1 protein-coding gene is annotated in these 550 nt (G+C 62.0%); it reads right to left on the reverse strand.

The annotated features are described in order from the left end of the window. Window positions 1-324 precede the first annotated feature (324 nt). Window positions 325-550, reverse strand: a 226-nt coding sequence (locus tag GVL03_RS19330; RefSeq protein ID WP_159502584.1) for a hypothetical protein, incomplete at its 5' end; no start/stop codon positions are given.

The raw sequence follows: 550 nt of genomic DNA on the forward strand, positions 1-550 counted from the left end.
GCTGCTGGTCTTGTCGCTGGCCCATTTGAGAGGGCGCAGACGCACCTGCAGGCGGCCTCGACGCCGTAACCCTCGGCTGTTGTGCCCTGGGCCTTTCCGAGATGGATTTGGGCTTGGTCGTAGGCCCAGCTGCAGATGCCGGTGATGCGGCTTGAGTAGCAGCGGGCTTGATCGCTGGCACCTTTTCAGGAGCTTGCACCTGCGCTGCAGGCCGCGGTTGCGATGCCGCGACCGCAGGGCTTTCAGCGGGTGTAGCTTTCTTAAAGAAGCCTTGGGCCTGCGCCGAAACCGATGCCACGAGCACGACAGAAGCGAGCAGGATTTTCATCGTTGGATCCCCAGTTGTTTCTGCCGTTGTTGGCTGTGCTCGACCTCCTGCTCCGGAGCCTTCGCCTGCCCTTTCTCAGCCAGGTAGGTCTTGCTTCGCTCACTCGCTTTCGAGGTCACCGCGATGGCATGGGCTCGATCGTTGGCTGGTGCAGAGACGACGTCGGATTCCGTGGAGGCCGCAGTCTCTTTTTTCGGCGTGGCGCTGGCCTTTTCCTCCACC

This window comes from Microbacterium sp. 18062, assembly GCF_902706225.1.
GTDB lineage: Bacteria > Actinomycetota > Actinomycetes > Actinomycetales > Microbacteriaceae > Microbacterium.